Consider the following 18,420-nt stretch of genomic DNA (forward strand, 5'->3'; position numbering starts at 1 on the left):
CCACGGGGACCACGACCGATGTGCCGTCGGCGTACCGTCGCCTGATGCGGATCACCCGGTTCACCCACGCCTGTGTGCGCGTCGAGCACGACGGCGGGGTGCTGGTCGTCGACCCGGGGACGTGGAGCGAGCCGCAGGCCCTGGTCGGCGCGGACGCCGTCCTGGTCACCCACGAGCACACCGACCACATGGACGTGTTGCGGCTCGCCGGTCTCGGTGTCCCCGTGTACGCGCCGGAGGGCGCCCGACTGCCGGATCTCGCCCCGCTGCCGGTGACCCGGGTCCGTGCGGGGCAGCGGTTCACTGCTGCCGGCATCCCGGTCAGCGCGCACGGCGGCCGGCACGCCGCGATCCACGAGGGGCAGCCCGACTGCCCGAACCTCGGCTATCTGATCGGCGACGAGCTCTACCACCCGGGCGACGCCCTGCACGTGCCGGACGAGCCGGTGCGCACCCTGCTCGTCCCGGCCCAGGGGTCCTGGCTGCGCCTCGACGAGGCGATCCGGTTCGCCGGCGCCGTGGGCGCGGCGGCGGCGTACCCGATCCACGACGCGCAGCTCAACGACCGCGGCCTGGCCAGTGTCGCTGGCTGGTTCGCCGAGACGATCCCCGGCTACCGTCACCTGATGCCCGGCGACACCGCCTGACCATCTGCCGTCGGGGTGCGGAAACGGGGCGCGGCGGCGGTGAGCACCGCGGCGGCCGACGGGGCCGACCACCCGTCGGTCAGCTCCGTCACGAGGTCGGCGACCAGCCGGGTCACCGCCGGCTCGCCACCCGGGTGCAGCGCCTCGGCGACGATCAGCACCGACGAGGTGCCCGACCGCACGGCCGACCAGCCGCTCTGCCGGTTGGTCCACCGTCGGGCGTGTGCCCGCCCGGCGGAGTCGACGAAGGTCACCTCGCCCGGCTCGGGGTGCTCGGTGTCGCCAGCGAAACTCAGGTACTCCTCGTCGCCGTGTGCCGGGCGGACCACCAGGTCGCCGTCGACCCGGTCCAGGTCGAGCACCGCGACCGGGATGGCGTACGCGGCCGAGACGGCGTTGCAGAGATCGACGAGCGGATGCACCCGGGGCAGTTCGCCGTCCAGGCGCAGCCGACGCAGCAGCGCCTCGGCGGCGCACCGGTACCTGGTGGGCCGCAGCCCCATCGCCGCGTACGCCCGCCGCCACGCCTGGATCTCCGGGAACCCGCTCTCGGCCCCGCCCGCCAACCGCCGCCGCGCGTCGGCGAGATGATCGGCAGTGCGTGCCGTCACGTCGGCGGTGGCGGTGATCCCGGCGGACCACACCACACCGGCAACCAGGTCGGGGTACGCCTCGCGCAGCTGTGGAGCATGTTCGAAATGCACTGTGGTCCTATCGTTCGGTGAGGGCGAGGGTCACGCCGAGCGCGACGAACGTGCCGGCTGCGGATCGGCGCAGCCAGTCGGTGACCCGCGGTCGGGTCAGCACCCTGTCGCGTACCTTGGCCGCGAAGATGCCGTAGCCGCTGAACACCACGAAGGTGAGCAGCATGAACACCGCGCCGCAGCCGAGCATCGCCCGGGTCGAACCCGGCGCCGTGGTGTCCACGAACTGCGGCAGGAACGCCACGAAGAACATCGTCGGCTTCGGGTTGAGCAGGTTGACCAGCACCCCGGAGACGATCACCCAGATCGCCGAGCGGGGTGGGGCGTCGGTGGTCACCGCGAAGGCGTCACGGTCCCGGGCCACGGACCAGGCCAGGTAGAGCAGGTAGCCGACGCCGAGGTAGCGGACGGTCTCGAACGCCGCGGCGCTGGTCTGCGTCAGCGCGGCCAGCCCGGTCATCGCGGCCAGCAGGTGCGGCAACGTGCCCAGCGTGCAGGCGAACGCGGCCAGCACGCCGGCCCGCGCACCCCGCGACAGGCCGGCGGAGAGCGTGAAGATCACCCCGGTGCCGGGGGTGACCACCACGATCAGCGTGGTGATCAGGAACGGGATGGTCACGATCGTCCTCCGGCGGAGTTGGCAGGTCGGGCTCCTGCTCACTCTGCTGCCACAATGGTCCGATGGGCAGAGCCAAAGTGACTGCGTCCGAGGGGTCCATATCGGCCGGGTCCGACTTCCTGCACCTGACCGTCACCGACGCGGCGCCGGGCGGGCGCGCCGACTGGCTGACCGACCGGCTGCGGCAGGCCATCGCCGAGGGGCGGGTGCCGGTCGGTGACCGGCTGCCCCCGACCCGGGTGCTCGCCGCCGACCTCGGTGTCTCCCGGGGCCTGGTCACCGAGGCGTACCAGCGCCTGACCGAGGAGGGGCACGTCGCCGGTCGGGGCCGGGCCGGCACTGTGGTCGTCGCCGCGCCGGCCGCGCCCACACCCACAACGGCCGCCGCGCCGGCACCGGCCGCTACCTTCCCGCCGGCACCGGGCACCGACATCTTCGACGCGGTACGCGCGGCGCACGCGACCATCGACCTGACGCCCGGCGTACCCGATCTGGCCGCCTTCCCCCGCGCGGACTGGCTGCGCGCCGAACGGAGCGTGCTGCGCCGCGTCGCCGCGGCCGACCTCGGCTACGGCGACCCCTGTGGCACGCCCGCGCTGCGACAGGCCGTCGCCGCCTGGCTGGCCCGCAACCGCGGCATCAGCGTCGACCCCGCCGAGGTGATCATCGTGGCCGGCGTCTCCCAGGCGCTCGGGCTGCTCGCCCAGGCGCTCACCGCCGCCGGTGTCGACCGGATCGCCGTCGAGGACCCGGGCTCGCTCGGGGTGCGCCAGCACCTGAACAACTGGCGGATGGACACCCCGCCGATCAGGGTCGACGACGCCGGGCTGCGGGTCGACGAGTTGACCGCCAGCGGCGTACCGGCCGTGATGCTCACCCCCGCGCACCAGTTCCCGACCGGCGTGGTGCTCGACGGTGACCGCCGCCGACAGCTCGTCGCCTGGGCGCGGGCCGGCGGTCTGATCATCGAGGACGACTACGACGCCGAGCACCGCTACGACCGTCCTCCGGTGCCGGCGCTGCGTGGTCTGCTGCCCGAGCAGGTCTGCTACGCCGGCAGTGTCTCCAAACTGCTCGCCCCCGCACTGCGGGTCGGTTGGCTGCTCGTGCCGGCGCGGCTGCGCGAGGCAGTGGTGGCCGCCAAGCGCAACGCCGACCTGGGCAACGCCGTGCTCCCGCAACTGGTGCTGGCGGAGTTGATGACCTCCGGCGCCTTCGAGCGGCATCTACGGCTGCTGCGGCGGCGACACATCCGTCGGCGGGACGCCATGATCACCGCGCTGGCCCGCGCGTTGCCGTCGGCGACGGTGCACGGCGCCGCCGCCGGCCTGCACCTGATGATCACGCTGGACGACGCCGTGGTCGACACCGAGCTGGCGGCGGCGACGCTGGCGCGCGGAGTCAAGGTGCAACCACTGTCCTGGCACTGCCAGCGGCCGTACCGGCCCGGCCTGGTGCTCGGCTACGCGGCCCGTACACCGACCGAGATCGAGGACGGCGTCGCCGCTGTCGCCGCCGCGCTCGGCTCCGGTCACCACGATGACGTCGGTGGCAGGGGCGCGTTGGGGCCTGGTGTTCTGGGAGCAGGCCGGCCGGACGCACGCGAGCATCACCGGCCCCGCGATCGGGCCCCGGGCCGACCGGGCAGATGAACCAGCTCAGCCCAGGAACAGCTGGACGAGGACCAGCACGGCGAGCAGCGCCGGCCCCCGTGACCCCTGACGCATCAGGTCGACCGGAATCATCCCGAACGGCGTGTTGACCGTCGCGCCGCCGTAGTTGATCGGCGGGCGGGTGCCGGCCCGGAAGGCGGCGGCCACCACCCCCAGCGCCAGCGTCGGCGCCAGCCAGGCCGGCCCCGGATCGACGGACGGCAGGGTCAGCAACCACCACAGGCCCGCACCGACGGCCGGCACCACCACGTGGATCCCGCGCAGCAGGTTGTCGCTGCCACCGAGCGCCCGGCGCAGCCCGGGAGACCGGCTGACCGACCGCAGGCCGCCGGTCAGCCGGTTGGCGGCGAGGTACGCGAACACCACCTGGGCGGCCCCGGCCAACCCGGGCAGGGCGAGCGCGGCAGCGTACTGCACCCCGATCAGCGCCGCCCAGATCAGCACGGCGCTCGGGTGGCGGCGCAGCCGGCGTACGTCGGCCTGGAGCAGCGCCCACCAGCCGGGGCCGGGCCGGAACCGGCGGCTGTGAACCCGGCCGATCCGGCGCCAGCGGCGGCTCTCCACCAGGCCGGCGAGCAGGCTCGGGTCCAGCAGGATCGTGGCCGTGGCGGCGGCGTTGGCGAACTGCGCGCCGGTGGTCAGGGTGGCCCGGTCGACCCGGGGCAGCGCGCGTGCCGCGAGGATCATTCCCAGGCCCGCGAGGGGCACCGCGGCGGCGAACAACGCGACGGTCGGCGTCGTCGCCGGCCGGGGCAGCCCGTCTCCGAGGCGACCGACGAGCACCACCAGGGCGGTGATCGCGGCTGCCGCCACCATCGGCACCGCCCCGACCACTGTCGGCCAACGTCGCCCCGACCTGCTGCCCTGGGCGACGACGCTGAGCGCCAGCGCGGCCGCGCCCCAGCCCGCGCCGGCCGCCGCCGCCCAGCCCAGCGCGGACGGTTCGGTGACCCCACCGAGCGCCGCCACTGCCACTCCGAGCGCCGCGGTGCCGGCCGCCGCGCCCACCAGCAGCAGGGCGAGGCGCGGCGCCAGCCAGGCCCGCCGGTCGATGGGCGCGCTGGTCGCCCAGCTCTGCGTCGCCGGGGTGACCAGCAGCGGGCCGAGCGCCCGCAGACCGCGCCAGGCGAGCCCCGCGCCGGCCAGCAGCGCGGCGACCGCCAGCCACCACCGCACGCCCGGCTCGGCCTGCCCCACGGTGGGGGAGTCCAGCAGGTCGCGGCTGGCGCTGATCGCGAACCAGCCGTACATGCCCACGAACAGGACCATGACGTACGCGTCGCCGAGCACGTCACCGAGGGAATGGTCGTGATGCCGGCTGCGGGCCTTGCGCAGGTGCGTTCGCACCTGTCGTGCGGTCGGCACCCCGGCCGGCGTGTCGGCGATCGTGGCCGGCGCGGCGGTCACTTGCCGATCTCGATGCGCTCGTCGACCACCGCGTCGATCAGCTCCGGGTCGTGCGAGGCCAGCAGCACCGCCGTGCCCGCCGCCCGTTCCCGGAGCAGTCGGTCGGCGAGCCACTGTCGCCCGCGCACGTCGAGGCGCTGCTCGGGCTCGTCCAGGATCAGCACCCGGCGTGGCCGGACGAAACAGGACGCCAGCGCCAGCCGGCGGCGCTGCCCGCTGGACAGCGTCACCGGCAGTTGGTCGCGCGCCGGCTCCAGACCCAGCTCGGCGAGGACCTCCTCGACCGGCTCGGCGTCACCCCCGTGGGCGTACGCGACCAACTCCAGGTGCTCGACCACCGACAGGTCGGGGAAGAAGTCGATGTCGTCCAGGGCGGCCGCCACCAGCGCCCGCACCTGAGGATCGGTCTCGTCGGCCCGGCGGCCCTGCACCAGCACCTCACCCGCGTCCGGCCGGTCGGCGCCCACGACACAGCGCAGCAGTGTGGTCTTGCCGCTGCCGTTGGGGCCCAGCACCACAGCGATCCGGCCCGCCGGGAGCGTGAAGCTCACCTCGTCGAGCACGACCAGGTTGCCGAAGTTGCGACTGAGTCCCCGTACCGAGAGCGCGTCCACGATCACAGAGTCTGCTTCCTTCTTGTTGCTCACACCTGATCGGGGTGAGACTTCCGGATGATTCGCTCTTCGCTCAGCAGGGCTGGGCTGAAGTCCGGGAGCGGCAGTCTGCTCCGGTGGCGATCGGCCCGTGTCTGCACGATCTGCTTCACCAAGTTATGCGGGGTGCGCAGGGTGATGTCGGGGTCACCGTGTCGTTGCAGGACGTTGATCGCGGCGTTCACGTCGGCCTGCCACACCACCCCGCACACTGTGCAGTGAAGCCGGTCCCCGGCGCGACGGCCGAGACAGCCGCAGCGGTGACAGACTTGTGAGGTGTAGGCGGCGTTGACGTGCACGAGCGCAGAACCTCTGCGCTCCGACACGCTGGCCAGCGCCTCGGCGGTGACTCCTTTGGTCCACGCGGCGAGGCGTCGGTTGGTGTCCCTGCCGAGCGGTTTACGCCCGGCGAAGGTCTTGGTGAGGTCTTCGGCCACGACGACGGTGGCCTTGTCGACGACTCGATGTACAGCGGTGAAGATCTCCGTGCGGACCTGTGCCCGGTGGCGGGCGGCCTGCCGGTCACGCTTGACGGTGCCCAGGTTGTTCTGGCTGATCCGGTCCGCCTTGGCCTGGTCGCCGCGTCGGGCGGCGTTGTTGGCGATCGAACGCAGCTTCGCCCGGCGGCGGTTGCGTTCCTTGGTCCGATCCGACTCTGTTGTCAGTAACCGACCGAGGCGTGCGCCGTGGTGGTTGCCGTCGGAGTCGGTCAGTACCTCCGTGTAGCCCTTGTCCACGCCGATCGTCGATCCGCCGCACGGACGCTGTGAGGTCTTCATGGTGGCGGCGTCGATCTGGTAGTGGACCTCGACCCGGTCGCCCCGCAGGATCAGCCGCAGCGTGCCCCTCGGCGCGACGGTGGTATTCAGCGGGATACGCACGAGCTGACGCCGCACGAGCCCCGGTACGGCTAGCCACAGAAGGCCGTTGCCGTCGACATGGGTGTGGTGCTTGTCGGCGCGCACCACGATTTGGTTGTGGGTGTGATTTTGCCCGCGCCGCCAGTGCTTGCGCATCTGCCGGGCCAGGTATGCGTCGCCGGACCATTTGTTGGTCTTGAGCAGCCCCAACAGCCGTCTGCGCGCGGCGGGGTCTGCGGTATGACGCCCAACCGCCCGAAGTACCACCGTCTTCGCCGACTCCCGGCTGGCGGTGATGTCGGCCATAGCGTCACGGACGGTCTCTTTCCACGCGTTGGCCAGCACCTCGAACCGTCGGTGTGTGCCCTCGGCTAACCACTGGTCGCGGACCTGCCGGTCCGTCAGCCCTGCCCCGGCCACGGAGCCGTAGCGGCGCCATACCTCACTGCGTACCCGCCCGAGTCGCCGGGCCTGCTCGGCCAGCGCACGATACTTGCCGACGTTGAGTCGCTGCGAGTAAGCGATCCGGGTGGTCTTCACCGGGCACCCCCGTTCAAGTCGTCGGTCTTCATCGGCTTCTCGTATCGGCGCAGGCCATGGAGCCGACCTGAGAAACTGTGCACGATCGACAGCAGGTCGGCGACCATCTCTTCCCGCGGTGACAGCGATTCCTGGTTGATCACCAACAGCTCACATCCGGCCACTTCACCTCGTAGGCGAGATAGTCGAAGCCGAACCGGCCAGCCGGTCCTTGTGGGCGATGACCAGCGTCGACACCTGCCCGGCCTTGACTCGGCTCATGACGTTGAGAAGCTTAGGCCGCAGCAAATCCATACCACCGCCGATCTCACTGACCCACTCGTGCACAACCAGCCCTCGGGCTAGGCAGAACGTCTCCATGGCGGTGCGCTGCGACGCAAGGTCGTCGCGCTGTCCGGCGGAAGACACCCGACAGTAAGCGATCACCTTCCGGTCGTCTCGCGAAAAAGCGGGAGTGAGCACGGCGCACACATCTGACCCGTCGAAGTACCGCTGGCCGGTGGGGGTGCGTCTGGTGACAATCCGGCCTTGAGTCTCCTATCGGCGCACCGTGCTCGCGGAACGACCAATGCGTTCCGCGAACTCCGAGATGCGATAAAACCCGCCCATAATTGCTCAGTTCGGGAAACAATGAGTAACAGAGCGTATCTAGAGTCCAGTCTCCTAGACCTGTGCCAGCAGCCACCGTGGGCGACCTACGTCACTCGGCTGTCGGCGTCGTCCTCCAGCCGGGCGTCGGCGGCGGCCAACCCCTGGGCGTCGGCGACCTCCTCGGCCACCGCCGCCGCGTCCGCCCAGTGCCGCCGCGCGTCGGCCCCGTCGCCCAGCGCGGCGCAGGCGTCACCCAGGTAGAGCAGGGTGCGGGCCAGCCCGGCGGTCGGCTGCGTCTCCTCGCGCAGCCGGCGGCTCTCGGCCAGCAGCTCGTACGCCGTCCGCGCCTGCCCCGGGGTGCTGCTCAGCAGCGTCGCCCCGGCGTTGAGCAGCGCCGTCGCCCGGCTGGTCGGGTCGTTGACCGACTCGTACTCGCGCAGTGCGGCCCGCCACGCCTGGGCGGCGTCCAGGTGCTCGCCGAGCGCCGCGTGCACCAGCACCAGGTTGGTCAGCGCCGCCGCGTACCCGCGCGCGTCACCCACCGACCGGAACGTGTTGGCCGCTCGCACCAGGTGGTGGTGCGCGGTGTCCGGTTCGCCCCGGGCCAGCTGGGCCGCGCCGAGGCCCAGCTCGGTGAGGGCGTGCCCGGCCCGGTCGGCGCCGGAGCGGTGTCGGCGGGACATCTCCAGGTGCTCCACGGCGTCGTCGAGCTGCCCCAGGTCGAGCAGGGCCAGGCCGAGGTTCATCCGCGCCTGGGCGTTGCCCCGCCGCCCCCGCTCGTTGACAGCGAGGGTGAGCGCGGCCGCCGCCCCCTGCGGATCGTGCCGGCGTCGACGCAGCACCCCCAGCTCGTTGTGCGCCCACCCGGCGATCTCCGGGCGGTCGTCGGCGGTCGGGGTGGCCAGCACGGTATGGCAGACCTGCTCCCACTCGTCGAGCCGCTCGGCGTACGCCAGCCACCCGCACAGCGCCACGGCCAGCCGGAACCACCACCGGCGGACCCGGCGGGGCAGCGTCTCCTTCGCGCCGGCCGGCACCCGCACCACCGCCAGTAGCAGCTCCTGGTGCAGGTCGAACCACCCGTACGGGTCGTCGTCCAGCGGCAGCGACCACTCCCGGTCGGCTGGGGAGCCGAGCACCGCCAGGTTGGCCGCGTGCCGTTCGGCCCGGCGGGCCAGGTGCCGGGTCAGCCGGGCCTGCGCGGCGACCCGGGCCCGGGCCGGGTCCGCGTCCCGCAGGTGCAGTCGGGCGCTGCCGGCCAGCAGGGGGCGGATCTCGTACCGGTCGCCGGGCGCGCCGACCACGAACGCGGCGGCGGCCAACCGGTCGAGCAGTGCGGTCACCAGCTCGGGGTGCCGCCCGGCCAGCGCGGCGATGGTGGGCCGGTCCACCGGGGCGGGGACCAGCGACATCAGCCGGTACAACCGGCGGGCCTGGCGGGGCAACACCCGGTACGCGATGTCCCGTTCGGTGACCAGGCGGGCCGCCGGTGAGACGGCGAGCCGCTGGTGCGGTGGCGTCTGCACCGCGCGGCGCAGCGCGTCCAGCACGTCGGAGTGCCGCCAGCCGTGTTGAGCGGTGCGGTAACCGAGCGCGCGGACGGTACGCGGCTGCCGCCCGCACAGGTCGACGATCTCGCGTACCGCCGGGTCGGTGCGCGGGTCGGCGCGACGGACCCGGGCGGCGGGCGCGGCCCCGCCCGCCGTGGCGAACAGCTCCACCGCCTCGGAGGTGCCCGGTTCGGCGATCCAGTGCGCGACCACACCCTCCAGGCCGACCAGCGCCGGACCGCCGGCGAGCAGCAGGCGGCAGGTGCGCGCCGTGGGCGGCAACAGTGGCCGGACCTGGTCGGGACGGTCGACGTTGTCCAGCACCAGCAGGATCTTGCGACCGTCGAGCTGACCGCGCAGCGCGTCGGCGGCGGCGGCGAGCGCGTCCGGCCGGCCGGAGGTCGGCGGGGCGGTGCCCAGGATCCGGGCCAGCGCGGTGAGCACCTGCCGGGCCGAGCGGGGTCGGCCGCGCCGCCGCAGGTCCAGGTAGTACTGCCCGTCGGGGAAGTCCTCCCGGCACTGGTTCGCAGCCTGTACCGCGCACGCGGAGGTGCCGACCGCGCGCCGGCCCAGGACCGCCACCGCGTGCTCCCGGGTGAGCAGACCGACCAGCGCGTCGACGTGCTCGTCGCGACCGGTGAACTCGGCCGTGTAGGGCAGGTTGGGCGCCCCGGTGGCCGGGGTGGTGAGCACCTCCGTCGGCTCGGGGCCGACCTCCCGGCCGGCCCGGCGGCGGCGCACCTCGTACACGACGTAACCCAGGACGCCGCTGGAGGCCAGGACGATGGTCACCGGCCCGAGCACGCTGGCCGCCAGCTCGGAGAGGAGATTGCCGGCCAGGTTGCTGGCCACGTTGGCGAGGATGCTGCCGACCACGCCGCCGATCGCGATGAGCGCCGGCCAGCGCGAGCCGCCGCGCGAACCAGCCGGCCCGGTCACCGCACGCTCCCGGAGACGAGCCCGGCGACCAGGTGCCGCCGCGAGAGGACCACCAGCACCACCGGCAGCACCGAGGCGAGCACCGAGCTGGCGGCCAGCGCGCCACTGTTGCTCACGAAACTGCGGGTCTGCTCGGCCAGGAACGGCCCGAGCGGCGACGACCCGGGCCCACCGAACAACCGCCCCACCACCAGGTCGTTCCAGACCTGGACGAACTCGAGCACGGAGACCGCCACCACCGCCGACAGGTTGTGCCGGGCCAACCGGCGCAGGGTGTGCCACCACCGGCGCCCACCCAGCCGGGCGTCGCGGACCTGCTCGACCGGCAGGTCGGCGAACGCATTTCGCAGCACCAGAACCGCGAACGGCACGCCCAGCGCGATGTGCACCAGGGCCAGGCCCTGGGCCGTGCCGGAGGAGAGCACCAGGCCCAGCACCTCGTTGACCGGCCCGGCGATGACCTGGATCGGCACGACGCTGGCCGCCAGCAGCAGCAGCCCGGTGGCCTGCGCGGCCGGCCCGGTCAACCAGGCCAACGGGTACGCGGCCAGCAGCGCGACCACCAGCACCGTGGCGGTCACCGCAATGGCCAACAGCAGGGTGAAGCCCAGCGTTCGCCACAGCTCGGTGCCGGTGACCAGATTGCGGTAGGACTCGGCATTCGGCGGTGCCGACCACCAACCGCGCGCGGCGGCGTCCACCCGACCGTGCGCCGACGTGGCGACCAGCACCGCCAGCGGCACCAGCCAGGCGATCGCGGCGCCCGCGGCGAGCAGCCGGATCACCCGCCGGGGCGGGGCGACCGGAGCGGGCTCCGGTGCCGCCTCGACGCGCGGCGGGGGCCAGGCCTGTCGGACGAAGAGCGCGGCCACCATGATCCCGCCGATCACCGCCACCAGCCACACCACGCCGAGCGCGGCGCCTTCGCCGGTGGTGGTGCCCCCGGACGTCTGCCAGATCCGCAGCGCCAGCACCGAGGCCTCGTCGCGGACCGAACCGGGGGTCATCACCAGGATGAGGTCGAACGTGCGGCTGGTGCCGACCGCCACCAACGCGAAGACCACAGCGGTCGTCCGCAGCAGCAGTGGCCGCCACTGCGCGTCCCACAGCACATGGCGACGCTTACCGCCGTAGGCGCGGACCGCGTCGGCGAGGCTCGGCGGCACCGCGTCCAGCGCGGACCGGAAGACCAGCACCGCCAACCCGACCCAGGCCCAGACGAACGCCGACATCAACGCGACGGTGACCATCCCCGGCCCGAGCAGCTGCGGCGCGTCCTCCACCGAGCGGCCGGTCAGCCGGGTCGCGACCAGTGTGGCCAGCCCTCGGCTCGGGTCCGGGTCGTACATCAGCCGGAAGGTGACCCCGGTGACGACCAGCGGCAACGCCACCGGCACCAGGAGGATCAACCGGACCAGGCCGCCCTCCTGGGAACGGCGGGACGCGGCGGCGAGCAGATAGCCCAGGGCCGTCACCACCGCCGGCACCAGCAGGGCCCAGAGGACCGTCCGGCCGACCACCGCGCCGGTGCCCGGGGCGGCGAGCGCGGTCCGGAAGTGCGCCGCGCCGACCCAGCGACCGTCGGTGGTGACGCTGGCGTGCATGGTCCGCAGCACCGGCCACAGCACCAGCCCGCCGAGCAGCACCGCGGCCGGCAGCAGCAGGGCCGACGTGGCCCCCGCCGCCGGATAGGCCCGACCCCGTCGGGCCGGACCCACGTCGTCGAGGACCGCCAGCTCGCCGAGGACCCGCACCTGGCTCATCGACCGCCCCCCACGCTGCGGGCCGCGGCGGCGAGCAGGCGGGTGGCCCGGCGGATCGCCTCGCTGGCACGGACCCCGTCGGTGACGTCGGCGAAGAAGCCCTGCATGATCCGCCAGATGCCGACCCCGTCCGAGCCGGTGAACGCCCCGCGTAGTTGGTCGGAGAGGTCGAAACGCAGGGTGCCGGGTGCCCGCATCTCCGTGGCGAGTTGCTTGCCGACGCCGTCGGTGTAGCTGGTGATCGAGACATTGGTGTTGGGCGACAGGTAACCGCCCTGGCGTAGCCACGGCTGGAACGAGTCGGCCCTGGCAAGCCATTCGACCAGCTCGACCCCGCCCCGGGCGTCGGCGAACGCCACCGCCGCGTCCCCACCGACGATCAGAGGACCGCCGCCCGGCTGGGCGCCCGGGAACCGGAACGTGACAGGTGCCTCCGGGCCGCGTCGGAACGGACGAACGACGTCGGCGGTGAAGTCGGCTCCGAGGAGCATCACCGCCCGTCGGGCGTGCACCACCTGGATCACCGACTCCTCGTACTGGGTGAGCAGGGCACGACGGCCGCCGCCGACGAACGCGCCGTCGATGCTCCACAGCCCGGCGAGGCGGTCCAGGGCGTCGCGTACCGGCTTGTCCTGCCAGTCGGCGCCCTGTTGGGCGAGGGCGTAGTAGCTGTCGGGTGCCATGTCGGCCAGGACGTTCTCGAACCAGTCGGTCAGCACCCAGCCATCCGCGGCGCCGATGGCCAGGGGCACCGGGCCGCCGTCGCGTCGGGCGCGCGCGGCGAGCTCCCTGGTCCGGTGGAGCAGCTCGTCCCAGGTGGCCGGCGGCGCGGGCAGCATGGAGGGCAGGTGCCAGACCAGCGACTTGTGCGCCGCCTTGACCCAGACGCCGTAGCGTTCGCTCTCGGTCATCAGCAGATCGCTCAGCTCGACGCGCACGGCGTAGTCGGTGGACGGGCCCACCGGGCTCAGCCAACCGCGCTGGGCGTACTCGGTGACCAGGCCGGGGCGAGGCAGGATCGCCACGTCCGGGCTGGTGCCGGCCAGGTGTCGGGCGCGCAGGAACGCGTCGATGTCGTTGCCGGCGCTGACCACCTGCACCGGGGCGGGGTAGCCGGCGACGACCTCGCGGAACCGGTCCAGCTCGCTGGTGCTCCAGACCACCGCGACCTGCACCGACCGGGTCCCGCCGGAGCAGCCGGCGGCCAGCGCGGTGGCGCCCGAGGCGGCGGCGCGCAGCAGCGTACGACGACTCACGCCGGCGGCCGGCCTCATCGGGTCGCCTCGCTCGGCTCGGTGACCAGTTCGTGCCGCACCGGTATCTCGGCCAGGGTGGCCGGGTCGGCGGTGCAGACCAGCACCGCCACCCCGGGGGCGTCCGGCGGCGAGAGGCGGGGCATCAGGTCACCGAGACGGCTGTCGCCCGCCGAACCGGCCGGCAGGTCGACCACCAGCACCTCGGGCAGGCAGGCCGCCGCACGGGCGAGCGCCACCCGGAACCGCTGGGCGGCGGAGATCTGGTGCGGCAGCAGGGCGAGGGAGAGCCCCAACTCGAGCCGGTCGACCACTGTGGCCGTCCAGTCGTTGGCCACCTCGTGCACCCGTTCGCGTTTGCGCTGGCCGTACTCGATGTTGCGCCGCACGGTGAGCTGCGGCAGCAGCGCGCCACCGGCGGGCACGTAGCCGATCTGCCGGCGGGGCGGCGGCAGGCTGGTGACGTCCCGGTCGCCGACGAGGACGCGACCGGTCACCGGCGGGGCCAGCCCGGCCAGCACCCGGGCGACCGCCGTGCCGAACCGGGGCGGCGCCACCAGGGCGGCGAGCGTGCCGGCGGGAACGTCGAGGGTCACCGGCCCGGTGCCGGGGACGGCGACCAGTGCGCGTAGCCGTAACGTGGCCCTCACCTCCGGTGACCATTGATGACCGTCCCAGGGTGGCACACCGTGCCGACAATCGACGCCCCCGACGCTTCCACTGTGGAGACGGTCGGGGCTGTTCAGGCGCGGGAGTAGAGCGCGGCGAGCCCGGCCGCCGTGGCGGCCAGCCGTTCGCGCAGCGCCACCGGGGTCAGCACCTCGACGTCGGCACCGAGGCGCAGCAGGTCACCGTGGGCGTGGGTGAGCGACTCGATGGGCAGCACCGCTGCCACCCAGCCCCGCGCGTCCGGTGGCCCGGCGCTGCTGTCCATCGCTGTCACCACCGGATCGCTGCCGACCTCGCGCAACCGTTCCCGCCCGGCGGGGGACAGCCGGACCTGGGCCTCGTCGCGGTGCAGCCGGGCCCGGAACTGCACCACGTGCGCCCGCCACCAGGACGGCAGGTCGAAGTCGACCGGTCGGTCGAACTCCTGTGCCAGTGGGGTCAACGCGAGGATCTGGTTGACCCGGTAGGTCGCCGGCGCGCCACGGCCGGGCTGGTCGGCCACCACATACCAACGGCCGCCCTTGAGCACCAGGCCGTACGGCTCCAGGACCCGGGTCACCTCACCGTTCCAGCCGCGGTAGCGCACCTCGACGCGGTGCTGCCGCCAGACCGCCTCGGCCGTGCGGGCCAGCTCGGGAGAGGCGTCGCCGTCGGCATACCACCCGGGAGTGTCCAGGTGGAAGCGTTGTTGCAGTCGGGTCGCCCGGTCGCGCAGCGGCGCGGGGAGCGCGGCGTGCAGCTTCAGTTGCAGCGCCGCCACCACGTCGCCGTAGCCCAACTCGTCGGCGGGGCCGGGCAGCCCGGCGAGGAACAGCCGGTCGGCCTCCTCGGCGGTCAGCCCGGTCAGTCGGGTCCGCCAGCCGTCGACCAGATGGTAGCCGCCGGCGTGCCCGGCCTCGCCGTAGAGCGGGATGCCGGCGGCGTGCAGCGACTCGACGTCCCGGTAGATGGTGCGGGGGGAGACGGCCAACCGCTCGGCGAGCTGCGCGGCGGTCAACCGCCCGTGCGACTGGAGCAGCAGCAGGACGGAGAGAAGTCGAGAGGCCCGCACTTCACTGACACTAGTTGTCAGGGGACCCGTCCTACCGTCCGGCATGGCATTTCGCGACAAGGAATTACGAACGCCCGGACCGGTGCTGATCGGCGGCCGGCAACTCAAGCGCTACCACATAGACCAGCCGGAGCGACCTGTCGAAGCCGAGGTGGAGAAGGCCGCGTACGACCTGCTGCCCGACCTGCTGGCCGACGTCGTCGACGACGGCACCCCGGCCGCCGGGTGGGTCGTGCTGCACCGGGGCGCGGACAGCGGCGCCTATCTGCTGGCGTACACCTGGGTGTGGGACAACGCGGTGGAGGTCCGTGTCGCCGCGGCCGGGCAGCCGGCGCTGGACTGTCCCGACGACGACCCGGCACACTTCGTCCACCTACGCCGCCCGGCGGTGGGCTGTGTCTGGGAGTTGGCGGTTCTGGAACACGAGCGGGCCGCCTGGGTCCGACACATGCTGCTGCCGGACAGTCCGAATCTGACCGATTATCTGCGTGACACGCGAGCGGAAGGGCCGGTGGGCCGCTGATGGGCGACTTCGACTTCTTTGTGGGCACCTGGGACGTGGTCAATCGGCGGCTGCGCAAGCGGCTGGTCGGCTCGGACGAGTGGGAGGAGTTCCCCGGGGTGTCGGTGGCGCACGGCTTCTTCGCCGGTGGCGGTCACTTCGACGAGATCACGTTCCCGACCAAGGGCTCCGCTGGTGCCACGATCCGGATCTTCGACCCGGCTCGCGAGGAGTGGTCGATCTACTGGATGAGCAGCGTCGACGGGGTGCTGGGACAGCCACCGATGGTGGGCCGCTTCGTCGACGGGGTGGGCCGCTTCCACGCCGACGACCAGCACGAGGGGCGCCCGGTCCGGTGCCGGTTCATCTGGTCGGACATCAGCGCGACCACCGCCCGCTGGGAGCAGGCGTTCTCGGTCGACGGCGAGCAGACCTGGGAGACCAACTGGATCATGACGTTCACCCGAGCGTCCTAGGGCTCTCGCGACAACTTCCCGCCGTTCGGGTGCGGTGTTAGGGTCCGGTCACCGCCCCGGATGGAGGAACGCGATGGCCTCCGACCACGTCGACGTGCTGATCATCGGCGCCGGCCTGTCCGGCATCGGCGCCGCCTGCCACCTTCGTCGGAACTGCCCCGACAAGACGTACGCGGTGCTGGAGGCGCGCGACGCCATCGGCGGCACCTGGGACCTGTTCCGCTACCCGGGCATCCGCTCCGACTCGGACATGTTCACCCTCGGCTACTCGTTCAAACCCTGGACCGCGCCGAAGGCCATCGCCGACGGCACGACCATCCTGGAGTACGTGCGGGAGACCGCCCGGGAGTACGACGTGCCGCGGCACATCCGCTTCCGCCACCGGGTGCTGCGCGCCGAGTGGGACAGCGACACCGCCCGTTGGACGGTGCACGCCCAGCGCACCGACACCGCCGAGATCGTGATGCTGACCTGCTCGTTCCTCTTCGCCTGCGCCGGCTACTACCGCTACGACGAGGGTTACACCCCGCCCCTGCCGGGTGTCGACGCGTACGCCGGGCGGCTGGTGCACCCGCAGCACTGGCCCGACGACCTCGACCACGGCGGCAAGCGGGTGGTGGTGATCGGCAGCGGCGCCACAGCGGTCACCCTGGTGCCGGCGATGGCCCAGCGGGCCGCGCACGTGACAATGCTCCAGCGCTCACCGACGTACATTCTGGCGCTGCCCGCCCGCGACCGGCTGGCCGACGCGGTGCGGCGTTGGCTGCCGGCGAAGGCCGCGTATCCGGTGGTGCGCTGGAAGAACGTGCTGCTGTCCACAGTCAACTTCCAGCTCAGCCGGCGTGCGCCCGGCCTGGTGAAGCGGGTGCTGCGCCGTGCCGCGCGGGGCCGGCTCCCGGTGGGGTACGACGTCGACAGGCACTTCTCGCCCCGCTACGACCCCTGGGACCAGCGGCTCTGCGTGGCACCCGACGGCGACCTGTTCACTGCCGTGGGCGAGGGCAGCGCGTCGGTGGTCACCGACACCATCGACACCTTCACCGCGACCGGTGTCCGACTGGCCTCCGGCGCGGAGGTGCCCGCCGACATCGTGGTCACCGCGACCGGGCTCAACCTGCTCGCCCTCGGTGGCCTGACGCTGCGGGTGGACGGCGTCGACGTCGACCTGCCGAGCACCGTGGCCTACAAGGGCATGATGCTCTCCGGCGTGCCGAACTTCGCGCTGACACTCGGCTACACCAACGCGTCGTGGACGCTCAAGGCCGACCTGGTCGCCGGCTACGTCTGCCGACTGCTGCGGCACCTCGACCGCACCGGGCAGCAGGTCGTCACCCCGCTCCCACCGCCCGACGCCGAACGGGTGCCGCTGATCGACCTGCGCGCCGGCTACGTGCTGCGCGCCGTCGACACGCTGCCCAGGCAGGGCGCGACCGCGCCGTGGCGGCTGCACCAGAACTACGCCCGCGACGTGCTGCTGATGCGGCACGGCCGGCTCACCGACGAGGGTGTGCGGTTCTCGCGCGCCGGCGAGGTGACAGTGCCCGACCGCACCCGACGTCCCGTCGCGTCCGAGCGTCGGTAACCGCCAGCAGAGGAGCAGGATCGTGCAGAGGTTCGACTTCGCCGGCGCGACCGCGGTGGTCACCGGGGCAGCCAGTGGCATCGGTGCCGCGCTGGCCCACGCGCTGGCCCGCCGAGGCAGCGATCTGGTCCTGCTGGACCGCGACGCCGAGCGGCTGGACGCGGTCACCACCGCGATCCGCGCCGAGCACCCGGATCGTCAGCTCGCCACGTACCTGGTGGACCTCGCCGACCAGACCGCCACCGCCCAGGTGGCCGCGGAGATCGGCCAGCGGCACCCCCGGGTACGCCTGCTGATCAACAATGCCGGCGTGGGCCTCGGCGGTCGGTTCGACCAGGTGACGTTCGACGAGTTCAGCTGGGTGATCGACGTCAACTTCCGGGCCGTGGCGCAGCTGACCCACGCCCTGCTGCCCACCCTCCGGGCCGAGCCGGGCGCGCACCTGGTCAACATCTCCAGCCTGTTCGGGCTGATCGCGCCGGCCGGGCAGACCGCGTACGCGGCGAGCAAGTTCGCCGTACGCGGCTTCACCGAGGCGCTGCGCCACGAGTTGGTCGACGACGGGATCGGGGTGACCTCGGTGCACCCCGGCGGCATCCGCACCCGGATCACCGAGAACGCCCGGATCGGCAGTGGCGTCTCCCACGACGAGTACGCGGCCGGCCGGGCGCAGTTCGAGAAGCTGCTGACCATCGCGCCGGAGCGGGCCGCCGAGGTGATCCTGCGCGGCGTCGAGCGGCGACGGGGCCGGGTGTTGATCGGCTGGTCGGCGAAGCTGCCCGACCTGCTGGCCCGGGTCATGCCGGCCTCGTACAACCGGCTCCTGGTCACCGGCCTGAACCGGGGCGTGGTCCGCCCGGCGCCGCCCGCTTCCGACGTCCCCGTGCAACGCCCCGCCGACACCCTCGCCGACCCGGCCCGCGAGGTGGCGTGACAGCGGT

Annotated in this window: 16 protein-coding genes and 1 pseudogene; 6 read left to right on the plus strand and 11 right to left on the minus strand. The window is 73.1% G+C overall.

From position 1 onward, the window contains the following. Positions 1-44: 44 nt before the first annotated feature. Complete coding sequence (locus tag ABZS40_RS29325) at positions 45-647, plus strand: MBL fold metallo-hydrolase (protein WP_354946811.1); 603 nt, start codon at positions 45-47, stop codon at positions 645-647. Here ABZS40_RS29325 and ABZS40_RS29330 read toward each other — a convergent pair. Together ABZS40_RS29330 and ABZS40_RS29335 are read right to left on the minus strand one after the other, a co-directional pair. Then, positions 620-1,351: a phenylalanine--tRNA ligase beta subunit-related protein gene (locus ABZS40_RS29330; RefSeq protein WP_354946813.1), complete on the minus strand. Its 732-nt coding sequence runs from the start codon at positions 1,349-1,351 to the stop codon at positions 620-622. The genes ABZS40_RS29325 and ABZS40_RS29330 overlap by 28 nt on opposite strands. 7 nt (positions 1,352-1,358) lie before the next feature. Further along, on the minus strand, positions 1,359-1,970 hold the full coding sequence (locus ABZS40_RS29335) for a LysE family translocator (RefSeq protein WP_354946815.1): 612 nt from the start codon (positions 1,968-1,970) through the stop codon (positions 1,359-1,361). 62 nt (positions 1,971-2,032) lie between these two features. On the opposite strand from ABZS40_RS29335, the gene ABZS40_RS29340 reads away from it, so the two are divergent. Next, positions 2,033-3,622 (plus strand): PLP-dependent aminotransferase family protein, encoded by a 1,590-nt coding sequence (locus ABZS40_RS29340; RefSeq protein ID WP_354946817.1) that lies wholly within the window; start codon positions 2,033-2,035, stop codon positions 3,620-3,622. A 6-nt stretch (positions 3,623-3,628) separates the two neighbouring features. Here ABZS40_RS29340 and ABZS40_RS29345 read toward each other — a convergent pair whose 3' ends face one another. From ABZS40_RS29345 to ABZS40_RS29385, 9 genes and pseudogenes are all read right to left on the minus strand, one after another. Further along, entirely contained in the window at positions 3,629-5,050 is a 1,422-nt protein-coding gene (locus ABZS40_RS29345) for a DUF6297 family protein (protein ID WP_354946819.1), read from the minus strand. Further along, on the minus strand, positions 5,047-5,670 hold the full coding sequence (locus tag ABZS40_RS29350; RefSeq protein WP_112602474.1) for an ABC transporter ATP-binding protein: 624 nt from the start codon (positions 5,668-5,670) through the stop codon (positions 5,047-5,049). Before ABZS40_RS29350 ends, ABZS40_RS29345 begins: the two co-directional genes overlap by 4 nt. Positions 5,671-5,693: 23 nt before the next feature. Next, complete coding sequence (locus tag ABZS40_RS29355; RefSeq protein WP_354946821.1) at positions 5,694-7,103, minus strand: transposase; 1,410 nt, start codon at positions 7,101-7,103, stop codon at positions 5,694-5,696. Then, positions 7,100-7,712, minus strand: a pseudogene (locus ABZS40_RS29360) (IS607 family transposase). Before ABZS40_RS29360 ends, ABZS40_RS29355 begins: the two are co-directional and overlap by 4 nt. 86 nt (positions 7,713-7,798) lie before the next feature. After that, on the minus strand, positions 7,799-10,183 hold the full coding sequence (locus ABZS40_RS29365; protein ID WP_354946823.1) for a tetratricopeptide repeat protein: 2,385 nt from the start codon (positions 10,181-10,183) through the stop codon (positions 7,799-7,801). Continuing rightward, positions 10,180-11,946: an ABC transporter permease subunit gene (locus ABZS40_RS29370; protein WP_354946825.1), complete on the minus strand. Its 1,767-nt coding sequence runs from the start codon at positions 11,944-11,946 to the stop codon at positions 10,180-10,182. Before ABZS40_RS29370 ends, ABZS40_RS29365 begins: the two co-directional genes overlap by 4 nt. Continuing rightward, complete coding sequence (locus tag ABZS40_RS29375; RefSeq protein ID WP_354946827.1) at positions 11,943-13,220, minus strand: extracellular solute-binding protein; 1,278 nt, start codon at positions 13,218-13,220, stop codon at positions 11,943-11,945. Before ABZS40_RS29375 ends, ABZS40_RS29370 begins: the two co-directional genes overlap by 4 nt. Then, positions 13,217-13,849, minus strand: a complete 633-nt coding sequence (locus ABZS40_RS29380) for an ATP-binding cassette domain-containing protein (RefSeq protein ID WP_354946829.1) — start codon at positions 13,847-13,849, stop codon at positions 13,217-13,219. Before ABZS40_RS29380 ends, ABZS40_RS29375 begins: the two co-directional genes overlap by 4 nt. A 92-nt stretch (positions 13,850-13,941) precedes the next feature. After that, the gene (locus tag ABZS40_RS29385) at positions 13,942-14,919 is read right to left on the minus strand and encodes a WYL domain-containing protein (RefSeq protein ID WP_354946831.1); all 978 of its coding nucleotides are present in this window, start codon (positions 14,917-14,919) and stop codon (positions 13,942-13,944) included. Positions 14,920-14,962: 43 nt separating this feature from the next. On the opposite strand from ABZS40_RS29385, the gene ABZS40_RS29390 reads away from it, so the two are divergent. From ABZS40_RS29390 to ABZS40_RS29405, 4 genes are all read left to right on the plus strand, one after another. Beyond that, a complete protein-coding gene (locus ABZS40_RS29390) occupies positions 14,963-15,442 on the plus strand; it encodes a hypothetical protein (RefSeq protein WP_354946833.1) in 480 nt (159 codons plus the stop codon). After that, positions 15,442-15,897, plus strand: coding sequence for a hypothetical protein (locus ABZS40_RS29395; protein ID WP_354946835.1), 456 nt, complete (start codon positions 15,442-15,444; stop codon positions 15,895-15,897). The genes ABZS40_RS29390 and ABZS40_RS29395 overlap by 1 nt, the downstream gene beginning before the upstream one ends. A 73-nt stretch (positions 15,898-15,970) precedes the next feature. Then, positions 15,971-17,479: an NAD(P)/FAD-dependent oxidoreductase gene (locus ABZS40_RS29400; RefSeq protein WP_354946837.1), complete on the plus strand. Its 1,509-nt coding sequence runs from the start codon at positions 15,971-15,973 to the stop codon at positions 17,477-17,479. A gap of 22 nt (positions 17,480-17,501) precedes the next feature. After that, positions 17,502-18,413: an SDR family NAD(P)-dependent oxidoreductase gene (locus tag ABZS40_RS29405; RefSeq protein WP_354946839.1), complete on the plus strand. Its 912-nt coding sequence runs from the start codon at positions 17,502-17,504 to the stop codon at positions 18,411-18,413. Positions 18,414-18,420: the final 7 nt, after the last annotated feature.

This window comes from Micromonospora sp. NPDC005324 (genome assembly GCF_040607155.1).
Classification (GTDB): domain Bacteria; phylum Actinomycetota; class Actinomycetes; order Mycobacteriales; family Micromonosporaceae; genus Micromonospora; species Micromonospora trifolii.

Bases quoted from the DNA above. Each gene is read 5' to 3' on its own strand.
- ABZS40_RS29340 (WP_354946817.1), top strand. From the start codon at position 2,033: ATGGGCAGAGCCAAAGTGACTGCGTCCGAGGGGTCCATATCGGCCGGG.
- ABZS40_RS29395 (WP_354946835.1), top strand. From the start codon at position 15,442: ATGGGCGACTTCGACTTCTTTGTGGGCACCTGGGACGTGGTCAATCGG.
- ABZS40_RS29390 (WP_354946833.1), top strand. From the start codon at position 14,963: ATGGCATTTCGCGACAAGGAATTACGAACGCCCGGACCGGTGCTGATC.
- ABZS40_RS29370 (WP_354946825.1), bottom strand. From the start codon at position 11,946: ATGAGCCAGGTGCGGGTCCTCGGCGAGCTGGCGGTCCTCGACGACGTG.
- ABZS40_RS29325 (WP_354946811.1), top strand. From the start codon at position 45: ATGCGGATCACCCGGTTCACCCACGCCTGTGTGCGCGTCGAGCACGAC.
- ABZS40_RS29400 (WP_354946837.1), top strand. From the start codon at position 15,971: ATGGCCTCCGACCACGTCGACGTGCTGATCATCGGCGCCGGCCTGTCC.
- ABZS40_RS29375 (WP_354946827.1), bottom strand. From the start codon at position 13,220: ATGAGGCCGGCCGCCGGCGTGAGTCGTCGTACGCTGCTGCGCGCCGCC.